The following is an 18,069-nucleotide window of genomic DNA, read 5'->3' as shown; positions in this document are numbered from 1 at the left end:
CTTGTGCTTGGATTGTAACCGGAACACAACCTGTTCAACCAACATTGGCTTGTTATGAATCAGCTTCTTTTGATACTGCTACTTGTGCTTGGATAGTGACGGGTACACAACCTGCTCAACCAACATTGGCTTGTTATGAATCAGCTTCTTTTGATACTGCTACTTGTGCTTGGATAGTTACTGGAACACAACCTGTTCAACCGACATTGGCTTGTTATGAATCAGCTTCTTTTGATACTGCTACTTGTGCTTGGATAGTGACGGGAACACAACCTGTTCAACCGACATTGGCTTGTTATGAATCAGCTTCTTTTGATACTGCTACTTGTGCTTGGATTGTAACGGGTACGCAACCTGTTCAACCGACATTGGCTTGTTATGAATCAGCTTCTTTTGATACTGCTACTTGTGCTTGGATTGTAACGGGTACACAACCTGTTCAACCAACATTGGCTTGTTATGAATCAGCTTCTTTTGATACTGCTACTTGTGCTTGGATTGTAACCGGAACACAACCTGTTCAACCAACATTGGCTTGTTATGAATCAGCTTCTTTTGATACTGCTACTTGTGCTTGGATTGTAACCGGAACACAACCTGTTCAACCAACATTGGCTAATTATGAAACTGCAACTTGGAATCCAGAAACTTGTATTTGGGATATAACTGGGAATCCTCCTATTATCATTGCTCAAGATGATACCATCGCTGGCGGAAATGGAACTATTGGAAATACCAATGCGGGTAATGTTATAAACAATAATGGAAACGGAAATGACACTTTAAATGGTGTTAATGTTACTGTTGATGAAGTAAATCTTACTATAACAACTCCAGCAACTCCAATCGGTGGTGCTCCAGTTCCTGTTATCAGTACAACAACAGGACAAATTAGTATTCCTGTTGGAACTCCTGCTGGAACTTACACTATTGTTTATTCAATTTGTGATAAATTAAATCCAACGATTTGTGATCCTGCAACTGTGACCATAACTGTTACTGCACCTGTTATCATTGCTCAAGATGATACCATCGCTGGCGGAAATGGAACTATTGGAAACACCAATGCGGGTAATGTTTTAAACAATAATGGAAACGGAAATGACACTTTAAATGGTGTTAATGTTACTGTTGATGAAGTAAATCTTACTATAACAACTCCTGCAACTCCAATCGGTGGTGCTCCAGTTCCTGTTATCAGTACAACAACAGGACAAATTAGTATTCCTGTTGGAACTCCTGCTGGAACTTACACTATTGTGTATTCAATTTGTGATAAATTAAATCCAACAAATTGTGATGCTGCAACTGTGACCATAACAGTTACAGCTCCTGCAATCATCGCTCAAGATGATACCATCGCTGGCGGAAATGGAACTATTGGAAATACCAATGCGGGTAATGTTTTAAACAATAATGGAAACGGAAATGACACTTTAAATGGTGTTAATGTTACTGTTAATGAAGTAAATCTTACTATAACAACTCCTGCAACTCCAATCGGTGGTGCTCCAGTTCCTGTTATCAGTACAACAACAGGACAAATTAGTATTCCTGTTGGAACTCCTGCTGGAACTTACACTATTGTGTATTCAATTTGTGATAAATTAAATCCAACAAATTGTGATGCTGCAACTGTAACCATAACAGTAATCGCGGAAGCGATCGTTGCCCAAGATGACAAGTTTATTGACATAGATGGAACAAATGGAAATCCTAATGCAGGAAATGTTTTAAACAATAATGGAAACGGTAATGATACTCTAAACGGTGTTAATGTTACCATAGATCTAGTAAATCTTACAGTAACAATTCCAGCTGTTTCTATTGGTGGTCCAGTTCCTGTAATAGACACTACTACGGGACAAGTTATTGTGCCTGTTGGAACTCCTGCAGGAACTTATACAATTGCTTATCAAATTTGTGAGAAATTAATCTCAACAAATTGTGATGATGCAAATGTTATTATAGAGGTTGGTGGAGTATTAGGAGAAAATTGTGCTGCAATTGTTGTTCATAAGGTCTTAACACCTAATTTTGATGAAAAAAATGACATTCTTATTATTGATGGTGTAGAAGATAGCGCTTGTTATCCTTCTGGTGTTAATGTAGAAATATACAACCGCTGGGGAGTATTGGTTTTCGAAACCGCTAAATACAGCAACACATCAAATTATTTTGATGGTTACTCAAAAGGAAGAACTACAGTAAGTAAATCTGATGGTTTGCCAACTGGAACTTATTTTTATATTCTAAATTATGAAACTTTTGATGGAACTGGAAATAGTATAATTAATAAAAAAGATGGTTTTATATACCTTTCAAGATAAATCTAACTCAAATCTAACTCCCGGGATTTAAAACTCCCGGGTTTAAACCCAAACTAAATGAAGACAAGAATACTATTATTCGCTTTGATGTTTACAGGAATGGTAAGTTATGCCCAACAAGACGCACAATTTACACAGTATATGTACAACACAATCAATATTAATCCTGCTTATGCAGGGTCGAGAGGAGCCTTGAGTATGTTTGCATTATATCGTACCCAATGGGTTGGACTCGATGGAGCACCAGTAACCAGTACTGTATCTATGAACACGCCACTAAATGAATCCAATTTAGGTTTAGGGGTCTCATTGATTAATGATAAAATAGGACCAACTACAGAAAACACCATTTCTGCCGATTTGTCTTATACTATTCCAACTTCTGATACTTGGAATTTGTCTTTTGGTATTAAGGCTACAGCGAATTTATTTGATTTGGATGCCTCCAAATTAAATCCAGTACAAGCAGCAGATCCTAGTTTGCAAAATTACAGTACATTCTCTCCAAATATAGGGGCTGGAGTTTATTGGCATTCTGACAAAGCCTATGTTGGTTTTTCAATTCCTAACTTCATAGAAACCAATCGCTATGACGACAATGAAGTAGCCATTTTCAAGGAAAGAATAAGTTATTACCTCATTGGAGGTCTTGTGTTCGATTTAAATGATACAGTTAAGTTCAAACCAGCCATTTTGACCAAAATGATTGAAGGAGCTCCCTTACAAGTAGATGTTTCTGCAAACTTTATGTTTTATGACAAATTTATGCTTGGTGCATCCTACAGATGGAGTGCTGCTTTGAGTGCTATGGTAGGTTTTCAAGTTTCAGATGGATTATATGTTGGTTATGGTTATGACAAAGAAACTACCAATTTAGACAACTATAATTCCGGTTCGCACGAAATATTTTTGCGCTATGAATTGTTCAAAAACAACAACAAAATAACAACTCCAAGATTCTTCTAAAAATAAGTATTATGAAAAATTTTATACTCCTTTACATAACGATAGTAAGTGTTTTTTCATTTAATAGTTATGCACAGAAATCCAAAACTACTACTGCCGACAAAAAATACGATAACTACGCTTATATAAAAGCAGTTAGCACCTATGAAAGAGTAGTTGAGAAAGGATACAAATCAGAAGATATGTTTCAAAAACTGGGGAATTCGTATTACTTCAACGGTGAGTTGGATAAAGCGGCCAAATGGTATCAAGAATTATTTACAATGAATCCAAATCAAGAATCTGAGTATTGTTATCGCTATGCCCAATCCTTAAAAGCAATCGGACAAAACGACAAAGCCAACCAAATGCTAGAAACATTTAGTCAAAAAGCAGGCAACGACTCGAGAGGAAAACTATTCGGAAAAAACAAAAACTATCTAGAGCAAATCAAAGCCAATTCAGGAAGATATAAAATAGAAGATGCCGGAATCAACTCCAAATATTCCGATTACGGAAGCGCCTTTTATAACAACAAACTAGTCTTTAGCTCAGCTAGAGATACTGGAAGTTTAGGTCAAAGAAAACACACTTGGACCAATCAATATTTTACCAATCTATATGCTTCAGATTTGGACGAAGAAATGACTCCAGGAAAAGTAAACAAGTTTGCTGATAAAATCAATTCAAAATTCAATGAATCGACCCCCATTTTCACCAAAGACGGGAAAACAATGTACTTCACCCGAAACAACTTTCTAGATGGTAAAAAAGGAAAAGATGCCAACAGAGTAACCTTAGTAAAAATATACAAAGCCAGTTTCGAAAATGACAATTGGGACAAAGTAATCGAATTGCCTTTTGACAGTGATCTATACAGCGTAGCTCATCCAACGTTGAGTCCTGACGAAAAAACATTGTATTTTGCCTCCGATATGCCTGGAACACTCGGTCAATCGGATTTATTCAAAGTCAAAATAAATGAAGATGGTAGTTATAGTACTCCACAAAATCTTGGAAAAGGAATCAATACCGAAGGAAGAGAAACCTTCCCACAAATAACTGACGAAAACGAACTCTATTTCGCTTCAGATGGACATCCAGGATTGGGAGGATTAGATGTTTTTGTGACCAAAATAGGAACCGACGGAACATTAGGAGAGATTCAAAATGTTGGTGATGGTATCAACTCACCAAAAGATGATTTTGCTTATTTAATAGACACCAAATCCAGAAGAGGTTTTGTATCCTCCAATAGAGATGGAAGTCAAGGATACGATGATATTTACAAATTTTTGGAAACCAGAAAACTAGTTTGCTTGCAAGAATTATATGGTAACGTGACGGATTTAAACACTTCACAAATGCTTCCTGACACCAAAATGAGTTTGTTTGACAGCGAATTCAAATTGATTAATACAACAATAACAAATGCCGAAGGTAATTACAAATTCGAAGTAGAATGTGGCAAAAACTATAATGTAAGAGCGGCAAAACCAGAATATATTACTAAGGAACAAAAAATTGCAATCGCAAGAGAAAATGGAAGAACCAATTTGAATTTTGCCTTAGAAAAAGAAGTCTGTAAAGTGGCTATTGGCGATGATTTAGGAAAATGCTTTGGCATAAAGATGATCTATTTTGATTTAGACAAATACAACATTAGAACTGAAGCAGCACTGGATTTAGAAAAAATATTAGATGTTTTGAACCAAAATCCAACAATGAAACTCGATATTCGTTCGCATACCGATTGCCGACAAACTGCTCAATACAATCAGATTTTATCCGACAGAAGAGCCAAATCGACCATCGCTTGGTTAGTCAAAAATGGAATAGACGCTAACAGACTAACAGGAAAAGGTTATGGAGAAACTCAATTGGTAAACGATTGTGGTTGCGAGCCTACCAACAAATCAAACTGTACTGAAGAGCAACATCAAATGAACAGACGTAGCGAATTTATCATTACAGCGCTATAAATTTAAAAATATAATTTCCTTTAAAAACCCCTCGAAAGTTATATAGTTTTCGAGGGGTTTCTTATTAGCTTAATCTTAAAATCTAATGAATAGATTACGAATAAAAATATAATTCATTAATTATGGTTAACCACATAGAACAATTTTAAATTCAAACACTGATAAAATTAAAATTATGCTATGCCTATTCTCTTAGAGTTTAGGAAAAAAGGGAAAGCAAATGAAATACAAAATTACTCCAATCCAATTATCAAGTTTAAATTTTTTATAATGAAATTAAGCAAAAAAAAAGACTCGAAAACGAGTCTTTTTTTTATTCGACAATCAATTTAAACTGATTGTTCTTCTGCTTTCTTTTTTGCTTTTCTTTCTTTATAAGCTTCCCAAGTCGCTCCGCCAACCCAATAGGATACGAAACCAACTAAGAAAAACATCAACCAGAATCCTATTGTAAGAACGGTTAAGAAAAGCAAAAAGCCTAAATACTGTGTGAAATCAAACATTTTTTCCGGAATTTTTGAATGTAGCCACAAATGTATGTTTAATATTTTTTCTTACCAATAAATAGTGGATAATATTTTTTATAAACAGAAGTAATTTGTAAATTTAGAAATATTTGAATTCCATTTCTTTAGCTATTACTATTGAATTTGTTAAAAAAGAATTTAAAATAAAATCTAAAATGATCCTAAAATGAGGTACAGAATAGAAAAAGATACGATGGGTGAAGTGCAAGTTCCTGCCGACAACTATTGGGGAGCACAAACCGAACGTTCCAGAAATAATTTCAAAATTGGTCCTTCGGCTTCGATGCCTAAAGCAATCATCGAGGGTTTTGCCTATTTGAAAAAAGCTGCCGCCTACACCAATTGTGATTTGGGAGTACTACCAATCGAAAAACGAGATTCCATTGCTGATGTTTGCGATGAAATTCTAGCTGGAAAATTGGCTGATGAATTTCCATTGGTCATTTGGCAAACTGGTTCTGGAACGCAAAGCAATATGAATGTCAATGAAGTAATTGCCAATCGGGCGCAAGTTTTAAAAGGTTTTGCCATTGGCGAAGGCGAGCAATTTATCAAAGCCAATGACGATGTCAATAAATCGCAATCTTCCAATGACACCTTCCCTACTGCAATGCACATTTCCGCCTACAAAATGGTAGTTGAAACAACAATTCCAGCAGTTGAAAAATTAAGAGACACACTTCAATCAAAAGCTGCCGAATTTAATACAATTGTAAAAATAGGACGCACACATTTAATGGACGCCACACCTTTGACCTTGGGACAAGAAATTTCTGGATACGCGGCTCAATTAAGTTATGGATTGAAAGCGCTTAAAAATACATTAGCGCATTTATCCGAAATCGCTTTGGGTGGCACTGCTGTTGGAACAGGATTGAACACACCCGAAGGATATGACATAAAAGTAGCCGAATATATTGCGAAATTTACGGGACATCCATTTGTAACCGCTCCCAACAAATTTGAAGCTTTGGCGGCTCACGATGCTATTGTAGAATCTCACGGGGCTCTAAAACAATTGGCAGTTTCATTAAATAAAATTGCCAATGATATTCGACTGTTGGCTTCAGGACCACGCTCGGGAATTGGCGAAATTCATATTCCGGAAAACGAACCAGGTTCCTCCATTATGCCCGGAAAAGTAAATCCAACGCAATGCGAAGCTTTAACCATGGTTTGTGCTCAAGTAATGGGCAATGACGTGGCAATTTCTGTTGGAGGAATGCAAGGTCATTATGAATTAAACGTTTTCAAACCTTTAATGGCAGCAAACTTTCTGCAATCGGCGCGATTGTTGGGTGATGCTTGTTTGTCATTTGATGAAAATTGCGCCAGCGGAATTGAACCCAATAACAAACGCATAGAAGAATTGGTTAATAATTCGTTGATGTTGGTTACAGCTTTGAATACTAAAATTGGCTATTATAAATCGGCTGAAATTGCTCAAACCGCTCACAAAAACGGCACAACCCTTAAAGAAGAAGCTATCCGATTGGGTTATGTTTCTGCCGAAGATTTTGATGCTTGGGTAAAACCTGAGGATATGGTGGGAAGTTAGAAGCGGGAAGTTGGGAGTTAGAAGTTAGAAGCTTTAAACCTAACAGGTTTTAAAATCCTGTTAGGTTTTATTGCACAACTTTATTAAACCGAAAGCAATTCAAAAACCTGATGGGCTATTTCTATTTCTTCATTGGTAGGAATAACTAAAATTTTGGCTTTTGATTGTGGCAAATTGATTTCACGGATTTCTTTTGAACGCAATTCGTTTTTGTCTGAATCCAATTCGAGTCCAAAATATTCCATATCTGTACAAACCAATTTTCGGATGAATGAAGAATTTTCTCCAATTCCTGCAGTAAAGATAATAGCATCTAAACCGCCCAAAGCAGCTACATAAGAACCAATATATTTCTTGATTCTGTACGCATTCATATCTAAAGCCAATTGACAATCTTTGTTTCCTTGCTCGGCATTCGACTCAATATCTCTCAAATCACTAAAACCAGTTAAACCAAGCATTCCACTTTGTTTATTGAGCATTGAACTTACTTCATTAAGTGAATATCCCAACGAATTGACCATATAAAATATTGCCGATTGATCTACATCGCCACTTCGGGTTCCCATAATCAAACCATTCATTGGCCCAAAACCTAAGGTTGTATCAATACTTTTTCCGTCTTTTATGGCCGCCATACTGCATCCATTTCCTAAATGTATAGTAATAATTTTGGATGATTTTTCTAAATAGTCGATAGCCTTCTCGGAAACATATTTATGGCTTGTGCCGTGAAACCCGTACACACGAATCTTATTTTCTGTCAAAAGAAAATTTGGAATGGCATATTTATAGGCTTCAACTGGAAGTGTTTGGTGAAAAGCAGTGTCAAAAACAGCTACTTGTTTAGCAGAATCAAAAATATCCTCTGCCACAACAATTCCTTCAAAATTAGCTGGATTGTGCAAAGGAGCTAATTCAAAAAGTTGCTTGATTCTATCTTTTACTTCATCATTGATAACGGTTGTATTAGAGAAATAACTTCCCCCGTGAACCACACGATGACCGACAGCATTGATTTCTTTGGTACTTTTAATCACACCCACATTTTCATCCATCAATAGTGAGGCAATTTTTTCCAATCCAATTTTATGATTGGCAATAGGAATTAATTTTTCAATTTTATTAGTCTTGGTAACATAACTTAAATTTGAAGTCTCCAACCCTATTCTGTCTATCATACCCGAACAAATGATTGCTGCGGAAGGCATTTCGATTAACTGGTATTTTATGGAAGAACTTCCTGAGTTTATTATAACTATTTTCATTTTAATTTATTTTTTTCCTCACCCCGACCCTCTCCAAAGGAGAGGGAGACCAAGTAGATATGTTGTGTAATTTTTTTTCTACTAATTTTCAATCTGTAATCTAAAGTCCTTGTGCTTGAATGGCCGTAATTACAACCGTATTTATAATATCATCAACAGTACAACCACGGCTTAGATCGTTTACAGGTTTATTCAGCCCTTGCAACATTGGACCAATAGCCAATGCGCCAGTTTCTCTTTGAACTGCTTTGTAAGTATTATTTCCTGTATTCAAGTCAGGAAAAATCAATACGCTGGCGTGACCTGCCACTTCGGAATTTGGCATTTTGCTTTGACCTACTTCTAAATCTACTGCGGCGTCGTATTGAATAGGACCTTCAATTTTCAAATCGGGACGTTTATTTTTTACAATTTCGGTTGCGGCTCTTACTTTGTCCACCTCATCCCCTTTTCCAGATGAACCCGAAGAATAGGAAAGCATCGCCACTTTGGGTTCAATTCCGAAAGCCAAACTTGAATCTGCCGATGAAATGGCAATTTCTGCCAATTGTTCTGCTGTTGGATTTGGATTAATCGCACAATCGCCAAAAATGGAAACTCTATCTTCTAAACACATAAAGAATATAGAAGAAACTACAGAAGAATTTGGTTTAGTTTTTATGAATTGCAACGCCGGTAAAATCGTATGTTGCGTTGTGTGTGCAGCTCCCGAAACCATTCCGTCTGCGTGACCTTTATACACCATCATTGTTCCAAAATAGGAACCGTCTTCCATCAAATCTTTGGCAATTTCCAAAGTCATTTTCTTCTCTTTTCGAAGCTCATAATACGTATTCACATAGTCATCATAATTCTTATCCTTTCTTGGATTGACAATATGAACTTTAGTAAAATCCATATCTAAACCTAAATCTGCCACTTTGCTAACGATTTGTTTTTTGTCTCCAAGAATCGTAATATCTACCACATCCATCAACAATAATCGGGCAGCAGCAATAAGAATTCTATCATCGTTACCTTCAGGCAATACAATGTGTTTTCGGTGTTTTTTGGCTCTTTTTACTAAATTATATTGAAACATTTTTGGAGTCATTCCTTCCACTTCAAACTTGATAAATTTTTCGGTTAAACGTTCTAAATCTACATATTTTTCGAAAGTATCGATTGAAGTTTGAATTTTTTGGGTGTTATTCGCATAAATTTTAGGCTTAATATCTCCTATTTTATTCGATATCACATATGTTCCTTCTTTGACGGCTATTATTGGCACAACTGGCGAAAGTCCTTCAATCAATTTTAGGATTGTATCTTCCGGGATAATATTACCCGTTAAAACGATTCCAGAAATAGAAGGATAATTTACAGATTCATTAGCTTGTAAAGCACCCAAAATAATATCGGCTCTATCGCCAGGAGTAATTACTAATCCATCTTCTTTCAAATGATTTAGATAATTTCTTAACTGCATTGCTCCTACACTAAAACTAGAAATCTGATTGTTAAGATAGGCTTCTCCAAACAAAACTTTTGCATCCAATTTGTTTACAATTTCTTGAATTGTGGTATTATTAAGACTCGAAATCATTGGAATAGCATTGACTAATACACTTTCTGGTAAGTTTTTTTTCAAACCTGATATAATCAAATCGATATTTTCAGGTTGCACTTTATTAGCAATAACTGACAATACTTCTACCTCTTTTTGTTTAAAAGAATCATACGCCAAGCCCATACTATCCACTAATTCATCTAATGTTTTTCCGACACCTGAGCCAACAATAATCGCTGGAATCCCAAGATTTTTAGCGATAAGCACATTCATATCCATCTCGATAACTGTGCCTTCGCCTGTAAAACTAGTTCCTTCAACTAAAACAAAATCAAATTGTTCTTCTAGTTGTTTGTATTTTTCAATAATCAAATCGATTACCTCACCCAGTTTTCCTTTATTCTTCTTTTTTATCAATTTGCTTTTCTTAATTGCATAAGCATCGTGAAAAGAAATATCTAATCCAAAATGGTTAATTACTGTATCGATATGATTATCCAAATCTCCTTCTTCAAAATCTTCGACTATAGGTCTGAAATAGCCAACCTTGGCAGTTTTTCCAATAAGCATACTCATTAAACCTAAAGTGACTATTGATTTACCGCTATCTTCTTCGCTTGTTGCGATGTATATCGCTTTATTCATTTTTTTATTTTTTAAATTTTATTATACTGAATTTCTTATCTTTTGAAATTATTAAAACCAACGCCGTCTTTTAAAATAATAAATCATACCTAACACGATTAAAACCATACCTCCTACCACAGTATAATAGCCGTGTTCATATCTAAGTTCGGGCATATAATCGAAATTCATTCCATAAACTCCAACAATAAAAGTGAGCGGAATAAAAATAGCCGAAACTATCGTCAGCGTTTTCATAATCTCGTTCATCTTATGGCTTTGGGCCGAAAAATAATAATCAGAAGCACTATGAAGTGAACTCATATCAGATTCTATTTGTTCTAAAAGCTCTAAACTTTTTTGGTGTAATCTGGCAAAAAAAGTGAAATTCTCAGCTTCAATCACATTAAAAACGTCGTCGTCCTTGATACTTTTGATGTCGTACAAAGAATCCCGAAGCGGAATAATTGCACGTTTCAGAAAATTAAAATTATCTCGGTGTTTCTCGATTTTTTCCAAAATTATCGGGTCGGTACTATTTTTTGTTTGATCTATCAATTCCTCAATATTATCTTCTTCACTTTCTAATGTGATATAGAAATTTTCCATAATGGCATCCAAAAGTATATATAGCAAATAATCCGATTTTTTAGTTCTAACAATTCCAGAATGCGTTCTAATTCGTTCTCTGATGTGTGTGAAATAATCACTTCTTTTTTCTTGAAATGAAATCAAAACACCATCTTTTATTAAAAAACTAATTTGTTCAGCGCTAATATTATCCGTATCTCCTGCAGGCAATAACGATTTTATGTTGAAAAATAAAATATCGTGCTGTTCTTCAATTTTAGTTCTACGGGTGGTATTCAAAATATCGGCAAGCATAAAGTTGTCTATTTTGAAATAGTCACTAATCGATTTCAAAAAATCTAAATCATTAAGGCCGTGTATATTAAGCCAATTCGTTTTTTGGGTATTAATATGTTTTTTTAAATCAGAAACATTAAAATCGGCAAATTCAGCAAAATTTAAATCATCATAAACAAAAAGCTGTATTTCTGAATCTGTCTTTTTATGAATTCCAGTATATTCTAGATTATAAGGCTGTAGTTTTCTACCTTTCTTATATTTGATTTTTCTCATCTAAATTGTTTTATGTAGTAATATTACGAAAATCTTTTTTATTGAAAACTGACTTTTATCATTAGTTTCAAATAGTAATAGAAAAATAACATTTACTAACATAATTATTTAAAGTGCAAAAATAATTAAAAATAAAAAGTACTTTTATGAGATTAATCATTTGATTATAATAAATAAAAATTTTAAGTAACCCAAAAATGACTAATAAAATTCAAATTTCTATTCTTAAACCTTGCGGAGAAAATTGGGAAACAATGACTTTAGCCGAAAAAGGGAAATTTTGCGCTTCCTGTCAAAAAAAAGTTATCGATTTTACTTCATTTTCCGATAGAGAAATCGTGAAATATTACAATCAAAATTCAAAAGTTTGTGGACGATTTAATACTGAGCAACTGAACCGTAATCTCGTTCTTCCAAAAGAAAAAGGATCTATTTGGATGATAGCAGCGACCTCTATTATTGCATTTTTAGGATTAGGCAATCAAACGGCAAAGGCACAAGAAGTTGTAAAAATGGAACAATTGGATGAAAAAAATCAAGAGAAAAAAATTCAAGAAACCAAAAAGTACACAACTAAAAAAAATAAAACCGCAATAATATCCGGAATTGTTTCCGATGGAAAAATTCCAATTCCTGGTGTGTATGTTTCAGTAAAGAATTCTAAAAGACAAACAGCAACAGACTTGAACGGAAATTATACCATTGAAGCAAAAAAAGGAGCTGTTTTGGTATTTTCTTTTATTGGTTTTAAAAGTGTGGAAAAAAAGGTTTCCACCAACTCTAAAGTTAATATCGCTATGAAAGAGGAAGTAATGATTTTGGGTGAAGTAATTATTATAAAAAACAGCAATGAAGATTAAATACAGGCATAAAAAAACCGAACTATCACTAGCCCGGTTTTAATAACAAAGTAAATAATAGAATTAATCTTTTTGAGAATTCACAGCCAAACTATAAATTACCAAACCAAATCCAATTTTATTGATAGCATCCGCAATGTTATAAGCCACATCAATATTACCAGCTGGAATCATACCGTTGTACCATCCTGTAGTTCCCATCATATATCCTAGTGGATAAATTGCCCAACCTACCAGTACAAACCAACACAAAATCTTGTGTGCTTTTTGAATTTCTCCACCTGCTGCTGCAGCTAATTTTGATGCTTCTCCCAGCCAGATTTCATACACAATAGCAAAGTAAGCTAAGCCAGAAATGAATCCCCAGAAAGCAGCACTATCCGTGTAAACAACTTCTCCAAAATAACCCGTAACTAGCATTACTATGGAATAAATAATCATTTTCCATAACAAGGATTTTTTTGCGCCAGCTACTTTTAGAATCAGGTAAAATTCTAAACACATTAACGGCACAGTTAAAACCCAATCCACATAACGAAAGAATGTTGGTGATTCGCCAAATGAAGCCCAATAATCTCTCATGTAAAAATAATGAACTGCCGCAATAAAGGTTATTAAACCTGAAACCAAAACTGAGGTACGCCACTTTTTATCAAACTGGCTTAACGATAAAAAGAAGAATGCTGAAGCGGCCATCATAGCCATACAACCTACAAAGAAAGTAAATCCCACATAATCTGTTGGGGATAATTTTGAAATAAGCATAAAATTTGTCATAATTATTTGATTTAAATTATTTATTGTTTAGACAAATATATAAAAAGTTAAACAATAAAAAAATATTTTGTTTAATATTTTTTGATTATTTTTGAACAAAATATATTTCTAATGAAAAATTATACAAAATTCGCAATTGTAGCCAGTTTTTTTGGGCTTTGGATGGATTCCTACTTTTCTACTAGGCTTCAGATAATTTCTGGTTTTGTATTGATTTTATCATTTGGGATTTTGCACGGAGCAAATGATTTACAATTAATAGATAAAATTGACATCGTAAAACACAAAAATTCAACATTTCGAATACTTATTTATTATGTAATCGTTGTTTTGATGGGCATTTTATTATTCTACCTTTTTCCACTTTTAGCACTGGTTATATTCATTGTTGTGAGTGCTTATCATTTTGGAGAACAACAATGGCAAAAATTACCAAATTCACTTCCAATCTGGTCTCGAATCTTGTATCAATTCTTATATGGATTTACAATTTTATTTTTACTTTTTGTATTTCATACGAATCAAGTACAAAATATCATATTTAATATTACAAATTTTAAAATTCCAAATCAATATTTCTGGGAACTTTTAAAAGTAACTGGCATTGCTTTTATTAGCTTAAGTTGCTATTTGTATTGGAAAATACTAAAAATAAGAAAAAAACTTCTTTTAGAATTTTTTCATTTAGTTGTTTTTTCAATCATTTTCAAGTCTTCTAGTTTGATTTGGGGATTTGCAATTTATTTTGTTGTTTGGCATAGTGTTCCTTCTATTATAGACCAGATCAAGTTTCTGAACGGCTCAGTATCCAAAAAACATTTTTTGTCATACTGTAAAGCAGCTGCAGTATATTGGTTCGTATCGATACTAGGAATTGCTCTTATCTATTTTTTTTTAAAAGAAGAACAACTTTTCAACGCAGTATTTTTCTCTTTTTTGGCTGCTATCACATTTCCTCACGCTCTTGTTATAACACGAATGCTTCACAGAAAATAGTATCAAAAAAAAATAATGGCACAAAAAAACCGAGCCATTACTGACTCGGTTTCTCTTATTTAGATCCCGTAAAAAATCGGGATAAGCGATTCACAACCCTATATATCTGGAGTTCTCTGCTTATTTCACTTCTTCGAATTCAACATCTTCCACATTGTCTCCTTGAGCTTGTTCTCCTTGTGGTTGAGCACCACCTTGAGCTTGTTCTCCTTGAGCATACATTGCTTCAGTAGCTTTTTTCCAAGCTGCGTTGATGTTGTCAAGAGCGATTTGAATAGCTGGAACGTCTTGAGATTGGTGCGCCATTCTCAATTCAGTCAAAGCATATTCGATTGCTACTTTGTTATCATCTGTCAATTTCTCTCCAAGTTCTTTCAATTGAGATTCAGTTTGGAAAATCATTCCGTCTGCTTCGTTCAATTTCTCAGCTCTTGCTCTTGCAATTTTATCAGATTCAGCGTTAGCCTCAGCATCTTGTTTCATTCTTTCGATTTCTTCAGAAGTCAATCCAGAAGAAGCTTCGATACGGATATCGTGAGATTTTCCAGTTCCTTTATCAGTTGCCGAAACTTTGATGATACCATTAGCATCAATATCAAAAGTTACTTCAATTTGAGGAACTCCTCTTGGTGCTGGTGGAATACCATCCAAGTTGAAACGACCGATAGTTTTGTTATCAGCAGCCATTGCTCTAGCCCCTTGAAGAACGTGAAGTTCAACAGTTGGTTGAGAATCAGCAGCAGTAGAGAAAACTTGTGATTTTTTAGTTGGAATAGTTGTGTTAGACTCGATTAATGTAGTCATAACGCCACCCATAGTTTCGATACCCAAAGATAAAGGTGTAACGTCAAGTAACAATACATCTTTTACATCTCCAGAAAGAACTCCACCTTGAATAGCTGCTCCAATTGCAACAACTTCATCAGGGTTAACTCCTTTAGACGCTTTTTTACCAAAGAATTTTTCTACTTCGTCAGCAATTCTAGGCATACGAGTAGAACCTCCAACCAAGATAACTTCGTCAATATCAGAAACAGATAAACCTGCATCTTTCAACGCTTTGGCAACTGGCGCCATAGAACGTTTTACTAATGAATCAGTTAATTGTTCGAATTTAGCTCTAGTTAATTTTTTAACTAAGTGTTTTGGTCCTGAAGCTGTAGCAGTTACGTATGGCAAGTTGATTTCAGTTTCAGCAGAAGAAGACAATTCAATTTTGGCTTTTTCAGCAGCTTCTTTCAAACGTTGCAATGACATTGGATCTAAACGTAAATCAATACCTTCTTCGGTTTTGAATTCGTCAGCCAACCAGTCAATAATTTCGTGGTCAAAATCATCTCCACCAAGGTGAGTATCACCATTTGTAGACAATACTTCGAAAACTCCGTCTCCTAATTCAAGAACAGAAATATCAAATGTACCTCCACCTAAATCGTAAACAGCAATTTTTTGATCTACTCCTTTTTTATCTAAACCGTAAGCCAAAGCAGCAGCAGTTGGTTCGTTGATAATACGCATTACTTTAAGACCTGCAATTTCACCAGCCTCTTTTGTAGCTTGACGTTGTGCATCATTAAAGTAAGCAGGAACAGTAATAACTGCTTCAGTAACTGTTTGACCTAAATAGTCTTCAGCAGTTTTTTTCATTTTTTGAAGTGTCATAGCTGACAATTCTTGTGCAGAATACAAACGACCATCAATATCCACACGTGGTGTATTGTTGTCGCCTTTTACTACAGAATAAGAAACTCTTTTAGCTTCAGCAGAAACTTCAGAAAAAGAATGACCCATAAAACGTTTGATAGAAGCAATAGTCTTAGTTGGATTAGTTACCGCTTGTCTCTTAGCAGGATCCCCTACTTTAATTTCGCCACCTTCAACAAAAGCGATGATAGATGGTGTTGTTCTTTTTCCTTCTGCATTAGGAATAACAACTGCTTCATTACCTTCCATTACAGAAACACAAGAGTTTGTCGTACCTAAATCAATTCCGATTATTTTACCCATTTTATTTATATTTAATTTTAATGTATACTAATTTTAACGGTTCGAGTTGCAATAGTCAATCTTTGTGCCAAGTCAATGACAGCCTTTAAATTGTCAGTATCTGTTAAAATTGGCGCAAAAAGATATGACAAGATGACATTTTTAGTTTAGTGATTGCTAAATATAGAAATCGATAAAAATGATTTTTAACAAAGAAAAAACATTAAAATAAAAATTATTTTAATCCCTATGTACACTCTAAGAAGCAATTAAAAAGTTACATTTTTTAATGACTAAAATTGAACCTTGATATTGAAATTGCTTTTTAAAATTTGTATAAATCAAATCGTATTACAAAGAAAGTATTATATTTAAAAAAAAAATCACAAGTTGTAGAATTTAAATATAAAAAAATGAAAATTATTCGTGCCCTTTCTTTATTAGTTTTGGTTTTAACCATTAGCAGCTTTACAAAAATATTCACTAATTTAATTATTCCTGCAAGATCTGTGGCAGTCGAGCGCGAATTTTACCAGCTCAAAACCTATATTTTAAAAACAGATCAACAAGTCGAAAAAATGGATAAATACCTGAAAGAAGCTTATATTCCAGGGTTAAAAAATTTAGGAATTAAGTCAATTGGCGTGTTTAAACCTATTAAAAATGAAAACGATTCTATAAAAAAAATTATAGTTCTAATTCCCTTTTCATCAATGTCCCAATTTCTAAGTCTTGATGAAAAACTAGCAAAAGACAAAACCTATTTAGCAAAAGGAGCCGATTATTTGAATACTTTATACTCACAACCTACATACAAACGAATCGAATCTATCTTATTGAGAGCATTTCCTGACCATCCTATTTTAATCCCATCCAAATTAGATAGTCCAAGAGCCAATAGAGTGTATGAATTAAGAAATTATGAGTCAGCAACCGAAGCTTATCATAAAAACAAAGTAGAAATGTTTAATGCTGGTGGAGAAATTAAACTTTTTAACCGTCTTGAATGCAATGCAGTGTTTTATGCACAAGTAATTTCGGGCCCAAAAATGCCCAATCTTATGTATATGACAACGTATGCCAATCAGGAAAGTCGAGATGCTCATTGGAAAGCCTTTTCAGATTCTCCGGAATGGAAATCATTAATTGCTATTGAAAAATATAAAAATAACATCTCGCATATTGATAAAATTTTTTTATATCCAACTGAATACTCTGATTATTAGTGATAATTTAATATGCACTAATTAGGTCATTTGGAAATCAATTTTAAGTTCTCGAAAATACTATTTCAATAATAGATTAATTTTAATTGACAATTGACAATTGCCTATTACCTGTTGCTGTGCGAAGTCTCCCGACTTCGTACCCGATAGCGCGGATTTGCAATCCGTGCCCCGCTGCCCGAAGTGTTCCTTCAAAAACGTGTTGTTGCTGTGCGAAGTCTCGCGACTTCGTACCCGTTACTATATACAATTAACACTAGCAATACCAACGAATTAATTATAAAATCATAAAGGAATA

General features: G+C 34.3%; 13 protein-coding genes. 7 read left to right on the top strand and 6 right to left on the bottom strand.

What is annotated here, in order from left to right; translation table 11 throughout:
• The 3 genes from FNW17_RS15195 to FNW17_RS15185 form a co-directional block, all read left to right on the top strand.
• The coding region (locus FNW17_RS15195) for a gliding motility-associated C-terminal domain-containing protein (protein WP_144072084.1) at positions 1 to 2,330 on the top strand (2,330 nt) is incomplete at its 5' end.
• 57 nt (positions 2,331 to 2,387) lie between these two features.
• Positions 2,388 to 3,296 carry a PorP/SprF family type IX secretion system membrane protein gene (locus FNW17_RS15190; protein ID WP_143391507.1) on the top strand — a complete coding sequence of 303 codons (909 nt, stop codon included), beginning with the start codon at positions 2,388 to 2,390 and terminating at the stop codon, positions 3,294 to 3,296.
• Positions 3,297 to 3,307: 11 nt separating this feature from the next.
• The gene (locus FNW17_RS15185) at positions 3,308 to 5,257 is read left to right on the top strand and encodes an OmpA family protein (RefSeq protein ID WP_144072083.1); all 1,950 of its coding nucleotides are present in this window, start codon (positions 3,308 to 3,310) and stop codon (positions 5,255 to 5,257) included.
• 329 nt (positions 5,258 to 5,586) lie between these two features.
• Here the strand turns inward: FNW17_RS15185 and FNW17_RS16395 are convergent, their stop codons facing one another.
• The gene (locus FNW17_RS16395) at positions 5,587 to 5,760 is read right to left on the bottom strand and encodes a hypothetical protein (protein WP_185964843.1); all 174 of its coding nucleotides are present in this window, start codon (positions 5,758 to 5,760) and stop codon (positions 5,587 to 5,589) included.
• Positions 5,761 to 5,950: 190 nt separating this feature from the next.
• Between FNW17_RS16395 and fumC the strand changes: the two genes are divergently transcribed.
• Positions 5,951 to 7,342 carry a class II fumarate hydratase gene (gene fumC, locus FNW17_RS15180; protein WP_144072082.1) on the top strand — a complete coding sequence of 464 codons (1,392 nt, stop codon included), beginning with the start codon at positions 5,951 to 5,953 and terminating at the stop codon, positions 7,340 to 7,342.
• Positions 7,343 to 7,425: 83 nt separating this feature from the next.
• On the opposite strand, the gene FNW17_RS15175 is transcribed toward fumC, so the two are convergent.
• The 3 genes from FNW17_RS15175 to corA all read right to left on the bottom strand — a co-directional run bounded on the left by FNW17_RS15175 (position 7,426) and on the right by corA (position 11,926).
• Positions 7,426 to 8,610, bottom strand: coding sequence for an acetate/propionate family kinase (locus tag FNW17_RS15175; protein ID WP_144072081.1), 1,185 nt, complete (start codon positions 8,608 to 8,610; stop codon positions 7,426 to 7,428).
• 100 nt (positions 8,611 to 8,710) lie between these two features.
• Complete coding sequence (pta, locus tag FNW17_RS15170; protein WP_143391511.1) at positions 8,711 to 10,804, bottom strand: phosphate acetyltransferase; 2,094 nt, start codon at positions 10,802 to 10,804, stop codon at positions 8,711 to 8,713.
• 51 nt (positions 10,805 to 10,855) lie between these two features.
• Entirely contained in the window at positions 10,856 to 11,926 is a 1,071-nt protein-coding gene (gene corA, locus FNW17_RS15165) for a magnesium/cobalt transporter CorA (protein WP_144072080.1), read from the bottom strand.
• Positions 11,927 to 12,123: 197 nt separating this feature from the next.
• Between corA and FNW17_RS15160 the strand changes: the two genes are divergently transcribed.
• Positions 12,124 to 12,786, top strand: a complete 663-nt coding sequence (locus FNW17_RS15160; protein WP_143391513.1) for a carboxypeptidase-like regulatory domain-containing protein — start codon at positions 12,124 to 12,126, stop codon at positions 12,784 to 12,786.
• A gap of 63 nt (positions 12,787 to 12,849) precedes the next feature.
• On the opposite strand, the gene FNW17_RS15155 is transcribed toward FNW17_RS15160, so the two are convergent.
• Positions 12,850 to 13,563 (bottom strand): bacteriorhodopsin-like, encoded by a 714-nt coding sequence (locus FNW17_RS15155; RefSeq protein ID WP_143391514.1) that lies wholly within the window; start codon positions 13,561 to 13,563, stop codon positions 12,850 to 12,852.
• Positions 13,564 to 13,674: 111 nt separating this feature from the next.
• Here FNW17_RS15155 and FNW17_RS15150 point away from each other — a divergent pair, with 111 nt between their 5' ends.
• Positions 13,675 to 14,559 (top strand): Brp/Blh family beta-carotene 15,15'-dioxygenase, encoded by an 885-nt coding sequence (locus FNW17_RS15150; protein ID WP_144072079.1) that lies wholly within the window; start codon positions 13,675 to 13,677, stop codon positions 14,557 to 14,559.
• Positions 14,560 to 14,679: 120 nt separating this feature from the next.
• Here the strand turns inward: FNW17_RS15150 and dnaK are convergent, their stop codons facing one another.
• A complete protein-coding gene (gene dnaK / locus FNW17_RS15145) occupies positions 14,680 to 16,566 on the bottom strand; it encodes a molecular chaperone DnaK (RefSeq protein WP_144072078.1) in 1,887 nt (628 codons plus the stop codon).
• Positions 16,567 to 16,958: 392 nt separating this feature from the next.
• Between dnaK and FNW17_RS15140 the strand changes: the two genes are divergently transcribed.
• Positions 16,959 to 17,771 carry an NIPSNAP family protein gene (locus FNW17_RS15140; protein ID WP_144072077.1) on the top strand — a complete coding sequence of 271 codons (813 nt, stop codon included), beginning with the start codon at positions 16,959 to 16,961 and terminating at the stop codon, positions 17,769 to 17,771.
• Positions 17,772 to 18,069 lie beyond the last annotated feature (298 nt).

It is taken from the genome of Flavobacterium franklandianum (assembly GCF_007097365.1).
Classification (GTDB): Bacteria; Bacteroidota; Bacteroidia; order Flavobacteriales; family Flavobacteriaceae; genus Flavobacterium; species Flavobacterium franklandianum.
This window is presented reverse-complemented; position numbering and strand designations above follow the sequence as displayed.

Coding starts and splice junctions, on each gene's coding strand:
- FNW17_RS15190 (WP_143391507.1), top strand. CDS start 2,388: ATGAAGACAAGAATACTATTATTCGCTTTGATGTTTACAGGAATGGTA.
- FNW17_RS15185 (WP_144072083.1), top strand. CDS start 3,308: ATGAAAAATTTTATACTCCTTTACATAACGATAGTAAGTGTTTTTTCA.
- FNW17_RS16395 (WP_185964843.1), bottom strand. CDS start 5,760: ATGTTTGATTTCACACAGTATTTAGGCTTTTTGCTTTTCTTAACCGTT.
- fumC (WP_144072082.1), top strand. CDS start 5,951: ATGAGGTACAGAATAGAAAAAGATACGATGGGTGAAGTGCAAGTTCCT.
- FNW17_RS15175 (WP_144072081.1), bottom strand. CDS start 8,610: ATGAAAATAGTTATAATAAACTCAGGAAGTTCTTCCATAAAATACCAG.
- pta (WP_143391511.1), bottom strand. CDS start 10,804: ATGAATAAAGCGATATACATCGCAACAAGCGAAGAAGATAGCGGTAAA.
- corA (WP_144072080.1), bottom strand. CDS start 11,926: ATGAGAAAAATCAAATATAAGAAAGGTAGAAAACTACAGCCTTATAAT.
- FNW17_RS15160 (WP_143391513.1), top strand. CDS start 12,124: ATGACTAATAAAATTCAAATTTCTATTCTTAAACCTTGCGGAGAAAAT.
- FNW17_RS15155 (WP_143391514.1), bottom strand. CDS start 13,563: ATGACAAATTTTATGCTTATTTCAAAATTATCCCCAACAGATTATGTG.
- FNW17_RS15150 (WP_144072079.1), top strand. CDS start 13,675: ATGAAAAATTATACAAAATTCGCAATTGTAGCCAGTTTTTTTGGGCTT.
- dnaK (WP_144072078.1), bottom strand. CDS start 16,566: ATGGGTAAAATAATCGGAATTGATTTAGGTACGACAAACTCTTGTGTT.
- FNW17_RS15140 (WP_144072077.1), top strand. CDS start 16,959: ATGAAAATTATTCGTGCCCTTTCTTTATTAGTTTTGGTTTTAACCATT.